This window comes from Streptomyces sp. NBC_00386 (genome assembly GCF_036063235.1).
Classification (GTDB): domain Bacteria; phylum Actinomycetota; class Actinomycetes; order Streptomycetales; family Streptomycetaceae; genus Streptomyces.
In genome coordinates this window covers 367243-380057 of record NZ_CP107950.1, presented here as the reverse complement: position 1 = coordinate 380057, position 12815 = coordinate 367243, and the positions used below count along the sequence as shown (strand labels likewise).

The window sequence follows — 12815 nt, the reverse complement described above, 5'->3', positions numbered from 1 at the left end:
TTAACGACAGCCGAGGACGGATGAGGCGGATGAGCAGCAACGAAGACAGGCTTCTCGAGTATCTCAAGCGCGTCACCGGAGACCTTCGTCAGGCCCGGGAGCGCCTTCGCGAGGTCGAGGAGAAGGACCAGGAACCCATCGCGATCGTCGGTATGGCGTGCCGGTATCCGGGCGGGGTGCGTTCGCCGGAGGACCTGTGGCAGTTGGTGGCCGCCGGTGGTGACGCGGTCGGCGGGTTCCCGGCGGACCGGGGCTGGGACGTGGAGGACATCTACGACCCGGATCCGGAGGCGACGGGGAAGACGTACGCGCGGCACGGTGGATTCCTGTACGACGCGGGGGAGTTCGACCCGGGGTTCTTCGGGATCAGCCCGCGTGAGGCCGTGGCGATGGATCCGCAGCAGCGCCTGTTGCTGGAGACCACGTGGGAGGCGTTCGAGCGCGCCGGCATCGACGCGGAGTCGGTGCGCGGCAGCCGTACAGGAGTCTTCGTCGGCTCCGGCTACCAGGACTACGTCAACCTCCTGGTCGGGGTGGGCGGCGAGTCCGACGGCCATCTCGGGACCGGCAACTCCGCCAGTGTGATGTCCGGTCGCATCGCCTACACCTTCGGCCTGGAGGGCCCGGCGGTCACCGTCGACACGGCGTGCTCGTCGTCGCTGGTGGCGCTGCACTGGGCGATCCAGGCTCTGCGCAACGGCGAGTGCTCCATGGCGCTGGCCGGCGGCGTGCAGGTGATGACCACGCCTACCGCGTTCGTGGAGTTCAGCCGTCAGCGCGGGCTGGCCCCCGACGGACGGTGCAAGCCGTTCGCCGCCGGGGCCGACGGCACCGGCTGGGCCGAGGGCGTCGGCCTGCTCCTGGTGGAGCGGCTGTCCGACGCCCGCCGCAACGGGCACCAGGTGCTGGCCGTCGTCCGTGGCAGCGCCGTCAACCAGGACGGTGCGTCCAACGGTCTGACCGCGCCGAACGGCCCCGCGCAGCAGCGGGTGATCCGCCAGGCGCTGGCATCGTCCGGCCTGTCTCCCGCCCAGATCGACGTCGTCGAGGCGCACGGCACCGGCACGACGCTGGGCGATCCCATCGAGGCACAGGCACTGCTCGGCACGTACGGCCGGGAGCGGCCGGAGGACCGGCCGCTGTGGCTGGGCTCGCTCAAGTCCAACATCGGCCACGCGCAGGCGGCCGCGGGCGTCGGCGGCATCATCAAAATGGTCATGGCCATGCGCCACGGAGTGCTTCCGCAGACCTTGCACGTGGACGAGCCGACGCCGCACGTGGACTGGTCGGCGGGCGCGGTACGGCTGCTCACCGAGGCCGTCCAGTGGCCGGGGACCGATCACCCGCGCCGTGCTGCCGTGTCGTCCTTCGGCGTCAGCGGCACCAACGCCCACACCATCATCGAGCAGGCCCCGCCGACCCAGGACGAGGAGCCCGCGAGGGTTCCCGCCGACGGCCCCCTGGCGTGGGTGCTCTCCGCCAGGAGCGACGCGGCGCTGCGGGCCCAGGCTGCCCGGCTGCTGCCCTTGGTACGGGGCGAGGTCCGGCCCCAGGACGTCGGACTGTCGCTGGCCACGACTCGCGCGGCCATGCGTCACCGGGCCGCGGTCGTGGGGAGGAACCGTGAGGAACTGCTCCTCGGGCTGGCGGACCTGGCCGCCGGGACCCCTTCGTCCCGTGTGCTGCTGGGGCGCCCGGCCGGCGGCAGGACCGGCTTCCTCTTCTCCGGGCAGGGATCGCAGCGCATCGGCATGGGGCGGGAACTGTACGCGGCGTTCCCCGCCTTCGCCGCGGCCTACGACGAGGTGTGCGCGCATCTGGACGCCCCCGTCGACGTCGATGCCGAAACGCTTCACCGGACCGGGTGCACCCAGCCCGCCCTCTTCGCGGTCGAGGTGGCCTTGTTCCGGCTCCTCGAATCCTTAGGCGTCCGGCCCGACTTCGTCGCCGGCCACTCCGTGGGCGAGATCGCCGCCGCGCACGTGGCCGGTGCGTTGTCCCTCGACGACGCGGCGAAACTGGTGTCCGCGCGTGCCGCAATGATGCAGGCACTGCCCACGGGCGGCGCGATGGTCGCCGTGCAGGCCACCGAAGAGGAAGTCCTGTCCCACCTCACCGACGGGGTGAGCGTCGCCGCGGTCAACGGCCCCTCGTCGGTTGTGGTTTCCGGTGTCGGGACGGCGGTCCTGGCGATTGCCTCGGGCTTCGCCGAGCAGGGCCGTAAGACGTCCCGGCTGAAAGTCAGTCACGCGTTCCACTCGCCGCTGATGGACCCGATGCTGGAGGAGTTCGCCGAGGTCGTCCGTGGCCTGGCCTTCGAGCAGCCGCGGATCCCCGTCGTCTCCAATCTCACGGGTCAGCCCGTCGAGGCGTACACCCCCGAGTACTGGGTCCGGCACGTGCGCGAGACCGTCCGCTTCGCCGAGAGCGTGCGCACCCTGCACGACCTGGGCGTGAAGACCTTCATCGAGATCGGTCCGGGCGGTGTGCTGAGCGGTATGGCGCAGGGCTGTGCGGACGACATCGTCACCGTCCCCGTACTCCGAGCCGACCGCCCCGAGCGGCAGGCACTCCTCACGGCGCTCGCCGAACTGCACGTGCACGGCGTGTCCGTGGACTGGAGCTCGTTCTTCGCCGGTGCGCGGAAGACCGACCTGCCCACCTACGCCTTCCAGCACAAGCGGTACTGGGTCGACGCCCCGGAAACCGCTGCCGCCGCCCCGGCGGTGGATCCGTTGGACGCGGAGTTCTGGGAGACCGTCGAGCGCGAGGACCTGCAGTCCCTCGCCGAGACGCTCGACATCGGGGCAGGGGACGCGTTCAGCGACGTGCTGCCGAGGCTGTCGTCGTGGCGGCGGCAGCGCAAGGAGCAGTCCACCGTGGACGGCCGGCGCTACCGCGAGTCGTGGAAGCGCCTGGGCGAGCCCGCGTCGGCCGGCATCGGCGGCACCTGGCTGTTCGCCGTGCCGGAGGAGGAGAACGAGCAGACCGCCGCGGTCCGCACCGCGTTCACCGCCCGCGGCGCCACTCTGAAGACGCTGGCCGTCGGCGCGGCGAGCGACCGCGCCGCTCTGGCCGGGGAACTGGCCGGGATCGGACCGGTCGACGGCGTGCTGTCCCTGCTCGTCACCGGCGACCCCGTCCTGCCCACGCTGCTGCTCGTCCAGGCCCTGGGCGACGCGGGCGTCGACGCCCCGCTGTGGTGCCTCACCTCGGGCGCGGTGGCCGTGAGCGACTCCGACGCGTTACGCGACGCCCGGCACGCCCAGGTCTGGGGTCTGGGCCGCACCGTCGCCCTGGAGCTGCCCCGGCGCTGGGGCGGCCTGATCGACCTGCCGGAGTCCGTCGACGACCAGGCCGCCGCACGCCTGGCCGACGTGCTGGGACAGGCGCTGACGGGCCGGTGGAAGGAGGACCAGCTCGCCGTCCGTTCCTCCGGCGTCTTCGCCCGGCGGCTCGCCCACGCACCGGCACGGGCGGCCACCCGCCGCTGGCAGCCCCGCGGCACCGTCCTCATCACCGGTGGTACGGGTGCGCTGGGCGGCCACGTCGCCCGCTGGCTGGCGCGCGGCGGCGCCGAACACCTCGTCCTCACCAGCCGTCGGGGCGCGGACGCCCCGGGCGCCGCCGCCCTGCGGGACGAACTGGAAGCCCTCGGTGCCCGCGTCACACTCGCCGCCTGCGACGTGGCCGACCGCGACGCCGTGGCGGCCCTGCTCGCCGAGCACGCCTTCACCGCCGTCGTACACGCCGCCGGAGTCGCCGACGGCGGCACCGTGGACGCCACCGCCCCGGCCGCCTTCGCCGCCGCGCTCGCCGCCAAGGCCGGCGGCGCGGCGCACCTGGACGAACTGCTGGGCGACCAGGAGCTCGACGCCTTCGTCCTCTTCTCCTCCGTCTCAGGCGTCTGGGGCAGCGGCGGCCAGGCCGCCTACGCCGCCGGCAACGCCTTCCTCGACGCTCTCGCCCGGCGGCGCCGCGACCGCGGACTCACCGCGACCGCCGTCTCCTGGGGCCCCTGGGCCGACGGCGGCATGGTCGAGGACGGCGACGACGAGGAGCGGCTGCGCCGCCGCGGCCTTCGCGCGATGACCCCCGCATCGGCGATCACCGCCCTGCAGCACGCGCTCGACCGCGACGAGATCCTGCTGACCGTGGCCGACGTGGACTGGCCGCGCTTCATCGTGCCCTTCACCCTCGGCCGGTCCAGCCCGCTGCTCGGCGACCTCCCCGAGGTACGCGCGATCCTCGCGGAGGACGCCCCCGAAGCGGGCCGCGGCTCCGGGGCGCTCGCCGAGAGCCTGGCCGGGCTGTCGCACGAGGACCGCGCACGGGCCCTCGTGGACCTCGTGCGCACGCACGCCGCCGCCGTCCTCGGCCACCGCGGAGCGGGCGCCGTCGAGACCGACCGGCCCTTCCGGGACCTCGGCTTCGACTCCCTGACCGCGGTGGAACTCCGCAACCGCATCAACGAGGCCACCGGCCTCGCCCTGCCCACGACGCTGGTCTTCGACCACCCCACGGCCGCGGACCTCGCCGCCCACCTGCTCACCGAACTCACCGGCGGCCAGGACGCGAAGGCCACGGCCGCCACGGCCGCCGCGGTGCTGGACGAGCCGATCGCCATCATCGGCATGGCCTGCCGCTACCCCGGCGGCGTGCGCTCACCCGAGGACCTGTGGGAACTGGTCGCCTCCGGCCGCGACGCCATCTCCCGCTTCCCCGGCAACCGCGGCTGGGACGTCGAACGGCTCTACCACCCGGACCCCGATCACCCCGGCACCACGTACACCACCCAGGGCGGATTCCTGCACGACGCGGACGAGTTCGACCCCGCGGTCTTCGGAATCAGCCCGCGTGAGGCCGTCGCCATGGACCCGCAGCAGCGCCTGCTGCTGGAGACCACCTGGGAGGCCTTCGAGCGCGCCGGGATCGCCCCCCACGCGATGCGCTCCACCGCCACGGGCGTCTTCGTCGGCTCCGGCTACCAGGACTACACCGGCCGCCCGCTCAAGGTGCCCGACGGCGTCGAGGGCTACATTCCCAGCGGCAACGCGGCCAGCGTGATCTCCGGCCGGCTCTCCTACACCTTCGGCCTGCAGGGCCCGTCGGTCACCGTCGACACCGCCTGCTCGTCCTCGCTGACCGCCCTCCACCTCGCCGTGCAGGCGCTGCGGGGCGGCGAGTGCTCCATGGCACTGGCCGGCGGAGTGATGGTGATGGCCGGACCGTCCGCGTTCACGATGTCCAGCCGGCAGCGCGCGCTGTCCGCCGACGGCCGCTGCAAGGCGTTCTCCTCGTCCGCCGACGGCACCGGCTTCGCCGAGGGCGTGGGCCTGGTCCTGGTGGAGCGGCTGTCCGACGCCCGCCGCAACGGGCACGAGGTCCTCGCCGTCGTGCGGGGCAGCGCGGTCAACCAGGACGGCGCCTCCAACGGCCTGACCGCGCCCAGCGGCAAGGCCCAGCAGCAGGTCATCCGGCAGGCGCTGGCCAATGCCCGGCTCGCCGCGGACGAGGTGGACGCCGTGGAGGCCCATGGCACCGGGACCCGGCTCGGCGACCCGATCGAGGCACAGGCGCTGCTGGCCACGTACGGCGAGGAGCGTGCCGAGGACCGGCCGCTGTGGCTCGGTTCGCTGAAGTCCAACATCGGCCACACGCAGGCGGCCGCGGGCGTCGGCGGCGTCATCAAGATGGTGATGGCCATCCGCAGCGGTGTCCTGCCGCGGACGCTGCACGTCGATGAGCCGACCCCGGACGTCGACTGGTCCAGGGGGAACGTGCGCCTGCTCACCGAGCAGACCGCCTGGCCCGACCGGGACAGGCCACGGCGTGCGGCTGTCTCCTCGTTCGGGATGAGCGGCACCAACGTGCACACCATCATCGAGCAGGCCCCGCGGACCGTGCCCGCCACCGAGGGCGAGCAGACCCCCGCAGCGCAGGACGCGACCGCCGCCCGGCCCCTGGACGTGCTCCCGTGGGCGCTGTCCGCGAAGACCGCCCTGTCCCTGCGCGAGCAGGCCCGCCGGCTCCTGAACCACCTCGACCGTGCCGAAGGGCTCTCGCTGCCCGACGTCGGCCGCGCCCTCGTGACCACGCGGACGCCGCTGGAGCAGCGGGCCGTGGTCGTCGGCCACGACCGGCACGAGCTGCGGGCCGGGCTCGCGGCGCTCGCCGACGGCGAACCCGCGGACACCGTGGTTCAGGGCATCGCCGCGGCCTCCGGCAAGGTCGCCTTCGTCTTCCCCGGCCACGGCTCGCAGTGGACCGAGATGGCCCGCGAACTGCTGGACACCGCCCCGGTCTTCGCCGAGCGGGCGAAGGCCTGCGCCGAGGCGTTCGCTCCCTACCTCGACTGGCCGCTGCTCGACGTCCTGCGCGCCGAGCCCGACGCGCCGGACGTGGCCGAGGTGGAGGTCGCCCAGCCCGCGCTGTTCACCGTCATGGTGTCGCTGGCCGCCCTGTGGCACTCCTACGGTGTGACGCCTGCCGCCGTCGTCGGCCACTCGCAGGGCGAGGTCGCCGCCGCGTACGTCGCGGGCGCGCTGACCCTGGACGACGCGGCCCGGATCGTGGCCCTGCGCAGCCGCTCGCTGACCAGGCTCATCGGCAAGGGCGCCATGCTCGCGGTCGCCATGCCCGCCGATCGGGTGCGCGCGAGGCTGGAGAAGTACGGGGACCGGCTGTCGGTCGCCGCCGTGAACGGGCCCGCCGCCCTGACCGTCTCCGGAGAGCCCGACGCGGTCGACGAACTCCTGGCGGAACTCGAAGCCGAGGGCGTGCGCGTGCGCAGGGTCCGCGGCGCCACCGGCGCCGGGCACTCCGCCCAGGTAGAGAGCCTGCGCCCCGAACTGCTCGAGCTGCTCGCCCCGGTCGCGCCGCACGCGGCGGACATCCCCTTCTACTCCACGGTGACCGGCACCGTGCTGGACACCACCACCCTGGACGCCGAGTACTGGTACCGCAACGCGCGGCACACGGTGGAGTTCGAGCGGACCGTACGGTCGCTGCTGACGGACGGGCACGGGGTGTTCGTCGAGTGCAGCGCGCACCCGCTGCTGGCCGGCTCGGTGCAGGAGATCGCGGAGGAGGCCGGTGCCGACGCCGTGACCGGCGCCTCGCTGCGCAGGGGTCAGGGCGGCATGGACCGCTTCCTGCGCTCAGTGTCCGAACTGCAGGTGAGCGGCGTGCACGTCGACTTGACGGTCCCCTTCGCCGGGCGTCCGGTACGGCGTGTGGACCTGCCGACGTACGCGTTCCAACGGCAGAGGTACTGGCTGGAGAGCGCCGACCCGGTGCCCGCGGGCACCGATCCGGTCGAGGCCGGGTTCTGGGAGCTGGTGGAGAACACGGACCTGTCCGGGCTCGCCGATGAACTCGGGGCGGATGACGCCGACCTCGTCGGCCCGGCGCTGCCGGTGCTGTCCGCGTGGCGTCGGCGCAGTCGCGAGAAGTCCACCGTGGACGGCTGGCGCTACCGAGTCTCCTTCCGGCGGCTGGCCGACCACCCGGCCCCCGGCCTGGACGGCCTGTGGCTCGCCGTTTTCCCCGCCGGAATGGCGGACGAGCAGTGGGCGCCGTGCGTCGTCGGCGTGCTCGGCGCCCACGGCGCCAAGGTGCGGGTCGTCGAACTCCCCGCCGACTGCGACCGTGCCCGGGCCGCGCAGCGGCTCACCGAGGAACTCGGCGGCGAACAGCCCGCCGGTGTCCTGTCGATGCTCGGCCTCGCCCCCGGCCGCCACCCGGCCCACCCCACGTTGTCCGCGAGCCTCGCCGCGACCGTCACCCTGGTGCAGGCGCTGGGCGACGCCGACGTCCAGGCACCGCTGTGGTGTGCGACCCGCGGAGCCGTGTCCACCGGAGCCACCGACCCGCTGCGCGACGCCGGCCAGGCACAGCTCTGGGGCCTGGGCGTCGTCGCCGCACTGGAACTGCCCCGGCGCTGGGGCGGTCTCGTCGACCTGCCCGAGAAGCTGGACGAGCACGCGCTGCGCCGCCTGGCCGGGGCGCTGGCCCGGCACGACGAGGATCAGCTCGCCGTACGGGTCGACGGCGTGTACGGCCGGCGCTTGGGCCGGGCGCGGCCCGCCGACGTGGAGTCCGCGACACCGTGGCAGCCGCGCGGCACCGTCCTGGTCACCGGCGGAACCGGTGGCGTGGGCCGGCACCTCGCCCGTTGGCTGGCCGGCGCGGGCGCGCAGCACCTGGTGCTCACCAGCAGGAGCGGGCCCGACGCCCCCGGTGCGCGGGAGCTGCACGCGGAGCTGACCGCCCTGGGCGCCGACGTGACCATCGCCGCCTGCGACATCGCCGACCGCGACGCGGTCGCGCGGCTGCTCGCCGGCATCGAGTCCCGGCACCCGCTCACCGCGGTGCTGCACGCCGCCGGCACGGCACGGTCGTCCATGCTGGCCGCCGCCGGTCTCGACGAGTTCGCCGAGACCGCGGCCGCCAAGGTCGCCGGCGCCGTCCACCTCGACGAGCTGCTCGACGGCCGTGAGCTGGACGCGTTCGTCCTCTTCGCCTCCGGTGCCGGCGTCTGGGGCAGCGGTGGGCAGGCCTCCTACGCCGCCGCCAACGCCTTCCTCGACGCCCTGGCACTGCGGCGGCGGGCCCGCGGCCTGACCGCGACCTCGGTCGCCTGGGGCGGCTGGGCGGGCGGCGGCATGGTCGACGACGCGGTCCAGGAGCGAGGCGAGCGGCGGGGTCTGGGCACCATGGCCCCCGAGCTCGCGATCTCCGCCCTGCGCCAGGCCGTCGATCACGACGAGGTGGCCCTCGTCGTCGCCCCGATCGACTGGGAGAAGTTCCTGCCCGCCTTCACCGTCGGACGGCCCAGCCCGCTGCTGGCCGACCTGCCCGACGTACAGCGGCTCCTGGAGGCCGAGCAGGCCGCCGGCGAGGAGACCGGCGCCGAAGCGGCGCTGGCGACCGAGCTCGCCGCACTCGCCCCGGCCGAGCAGGAGGAGCGGCTGCTGGAGCACATCCGCGCCCAGAGCGCCGTGGTCCTCGGCCACGCGTCGGCCGAGGACGTGCCGCCCACCGCGCACTTCCTGGAGCTCGGCTTCGACTCGCTCACCGCGATCGACCTGCGTCGGCGCCTGTCGGCGGCGACCGGTGTCCGCCTGCCCGCCGGACTGGCCTTCGACCATCCCACGCCCGCCAGGCTCGCCAGGCACCTGTTGACGCGGCTCCGGGGCGCCGACCACGGCACGGCGGAGGAGCGGTCCGCCGACATGCTGGTGCAGCTCTACCGGCACGCGAGCGAGAACGGGACGGCCGCCGAGGCCATGGGGATGCTGATGGAGGCGGCCCGTTTCCGGCCCTCGTTCGCGCGGCCCGAGGAACTGGACCGGCGGCCCGCCCCGGTACGGCTGTCGCAAGGCGACCGTCCCCTCGCGCTGATGTGCTTGGCGCCGTACGTCGTACCGGCCGGGGCGCATCAGTACGCGCGGTTCGCCGCACCCTTCCGCGACCGGCTGGACGTGTGGGCGCTGGTCCACCCCGGCTACGAGAAGGGCGAGCCGGTCCCGTCCGATCCGGACGTCGTGCTCCGGCTGCACGCGCAGACCGTACGGGAGTGCGCCGGCGGAAAGCCGGTCGTCCTGCTCGGCTACTCCTCGGGCGGCTGGATCGCCCACGGCGTGGCGGCACACCTGGAGGCCATGGGCGAGCGACCGGCGGCCGTGGTCATGGTCGACAGCTTCAGCCGCGAGGTCCCCTTCGACCACCAGGTGCTCAACGCGATGGCCCAGGCACAGTCGCAGCGCCTGGACTTCATGAGGTCCGGCGGCGAACAGCTCACCGCGATGGGCCGCTACATGCGCCTGTTCGACGGCTGGGCCGCGCCGCGGATCGCCGCGCCGACCCTGCTCGTACGGGCGAGCGAGCCCATGCTGGCCGACGCCGCGGACGGCGACGGGCGCGCGGCACCGCCCGAGCACGTGGACACGATCGTCGAAGTGACCGGAAACCACTACTCGATGCTGGAGGACCACGCCGGCAGCACCGCGGCGGCGGTGGATTCCTGGCTGGCGGACGTCGTCACCGATCCGTCCGGCCCTGCCGCACCTCCGGACGCAACGACCGCATGACCGGCCCGCGACCACCGCGGGCACCCCGGACCCGGACAGAGCAGATGTGGGAGAGAAACCATGACGAAGACTCTCTACGAGATAGGCGAGACCCCGCCCCTCGGTGAGGTCCCGCGGCAGATGTACGCCTCGGTGATCCGCCAGAACCGCTTCGGAGAGCCGAAGCAGGCGTTCCGCACCGAGGTCGTCGACACCCCCCAGGTGGGCCGGGGCCAGGTGCTGGTCTACGTGATGGCCGCCGGCATCAACTACAACAATGTGTGGTCCTCGCTGGGCGAGCCGGTCGACGTCATCGGCATGCGACAGCGCCAGGGCCAGCCCGAGGACTTCCACATCGGAGGCTCGGAGGCCTCCGGCGTGGTGTGGGCCGTCGGCGAAGGCGTCCGCAGTGTCAAGGTGGGTGACCACGTGCTGCTCACCAGCGGCCAGTGGGACGAGGCCGCCGCGGACATCCGGCTGGGCACGGACCCTCTGGTCTCGGAGAGCATCAAGGCCTGGGGATACGAGACCAACTACGGTTCCTTCGCGCAGTTCTGCCGCGTCGACGAGTACCAGTGCCACCCCAAGCCCGCCCATCTGTCGTGGGAGGAGTCGGCGGCCTTCCTGCTCACCGGGCCCACCGCCTACCGACAGCTGTTCGGCTGGCAGGGCAACACGGTCCGCCCCGGCGACCCCGTGCTGATCTGGGGCGGCGCGGGCGGCCTCGGCTCGATGGCCATCCAACTCGTCAGGCTGGCCGGCGGCATCCCGATCGCCGTGGTCTCCAGCGAGGACCGCTCCGCATACTGCCGCCGTCTCGGTGCGGCGGGCACCATCAACCGCCGCGACTTCGACCACTGGGGCCGGCTGCCCGATGCCGGGGACGCCGAGGCGTCGGCGCGGTTCCTGCGCGGCGCCCGCGGGGTCGGCAAGAAGGTCTGGGAGATCCTCGGCGAGCGCAGGTCCCCGCGGATCGTGCTGGAGCACAGCGGCCAGGACACCCTGCCGACCTCGATGTACCTGTGCGACAACGCCGGCATGGTGGTGATCTGCGGTGGCACCTCCGGCTACAACGGCGACGTCGACCTGCGCCACCTGTGGATGCGCTCCAAGCGCCTCCAGGGCTCGCACTACGCCGACACCCGCCAGTGCCGCGAGGTCATCAGCCTCGTCGGCGCCGGCATGCTCGACCCCTGTCTGTCCGTCTGCGAAGGCCTCCAGGACATCGGGCGCATGCACCAGATGATGCACGACAACGTGCACCCCTCCGGGAACATGGCCGTCCTCGTGAACGCGCCCCGGCGCGGCGAGATCGCGCTCGAACTCGCCGCCGCCTGACCGTCCCGCCGTACGAACCCCCTTTCCACAAGCGCAAGGAGAGTCATGCCCGAGCCCACCGTCGACGTGCCCGCCGTCCCCAAGGCCCGCAGCTGTCCGTTCCTGCCGCCGGACGGCATCGCCGACATCCGGGCGGCCGCCCCGGTGACCCGGGCCACCTTCACCAGCGGCCGCGAGGCGTGGCTGGTGACCGGTTACGAGGAGGTGCGCGCCCTGTTGCGCGACCCCTCGTTCAGCGTCCAGGTGCCCCACGCACTGCACACCCGGGACGGCGTCGTCACCCAGAAGCCCGGCCGCGGCAGCCTGCTGTGGCAGGACGAACCGGAGCACACCTCGGACCGCAAGCTGCTCGTCAGGGAGTTCACCGTCCGGCGCATGCAGGCGCTCCGGCCGAACATCCAGCGCATCGTCGACGAGCACCTCGACGCCATCGAGGCGCGGGGCGGCCCGGTCGACCTGGTGAAGACCTTCGCCGATCCGGTGCCGTCCATGGTGATCTCCGACCTGTTCGGTGTCCCGGTCGAACGCCGGGCGGAGTTCCAGGACATCGCCGAGGCGATGATGCGGGTCGACCAGGACGCCGCCGCCACCGAGGCCGCCGGCATGCGCCTGGGCGGGCTGCTCCACCAGCTCGTCCAGGAGCGCCGGGCCGACCCCGGTGACGACCTGATCTCGGCGCTGATCACCACCGAGGACCCCGACGGCGTCGTCGACGACATGTTCCTCATGAACGCGGCCGGCACCCTGCTGATAGCGGCCCACGACACCACCGCCTGCATGATCGGCCTCGGCGCGGCGCTGCTCCTGGACCGCCCCGACCAACTGGCCCTGCTTCGCGAGGACCCGTCGCTGGTCGGCAACGCGGTCGAGGAGCTGCTGCGCTACCTCACCATCGGCCAGTTCGGCGGCGAGCGCGTCGCCACCCGGGACGTGGATCTCGGTGGCGTGCGTATCGCCGAGGGCGAGCAGGTCGTCGCGCACGTCCTCGCCGCCGACTTCGACCCCGCCTTCGTGGAGGAGCCGGAGCGTTTCGACATCACTCGCCGCCCCGCCCCGCATCTGGCCTTCGGCTTCGGCGCACACCAGTGCATCGGCCAGCAACTCGCCCGGATCGAGCTGCAGATCGTCTTCGAGACCCTGCTCCGCCGTTTCCCGACCCTGCGCCTGGCCAAGCCCGTCGAGGAACTCCGCTTCCGCACCGACATGGTCTTCTACGGCGTGCACGAGCTGCCCGTCACCTGGTGACCTTCGCACCACGGCTCACTCCCAGAGGTGATCAGCGCCCGCGGACCGCGTGCGCTGATCACGCCTTCCGTCGCCGCCTCGCGCCGGGGGCGGCCAAGGCGTCCGTGCGCACCACTGGTCGCCCTGCTTCGGGTGCGTGACCGTCGGACCTGGAGAGCC

The 12815-nt window shown here is 73.4% G+C and carries 2 protein-coding genes and 1 pseudogene; all 3 read left to right on the top strand.

Annotated elements, in window-relative coordinates:
• Positions 1-44: 44 nt before the first annotated feature.
• Positions 45-10094 (top strand): annotated as a pseudogene (locus OG780_RS01520) (type I polyketide synthase); the annotation flags it as partial.
• 60 nt (positions 10095-10154) lie between these two features.
• Positions 10155-11411, top strand: a complete 1257-nt coding sequence (gene ccrA, locus OG780_RS01515) for a crotonyl-CoA carboxylase/reductase (protein WP_328443825.1) — start codon at positions 10155-10157, stop codon at positions 11409-11411.
• A gap of 45 nt (positions 11412-11456) precedes the next feature.
• Complete coding sequence (locus OG780_RS01510; RefSeq protein WP_328443823.1) at positions 11457-12656, top strand: cytochrome P450; 1200 nt, start codon at positions 11457-11459, stop codon at positions 12654-12656.
• Positions 12657-12815 lie beyond the last annotated feature (159 nt).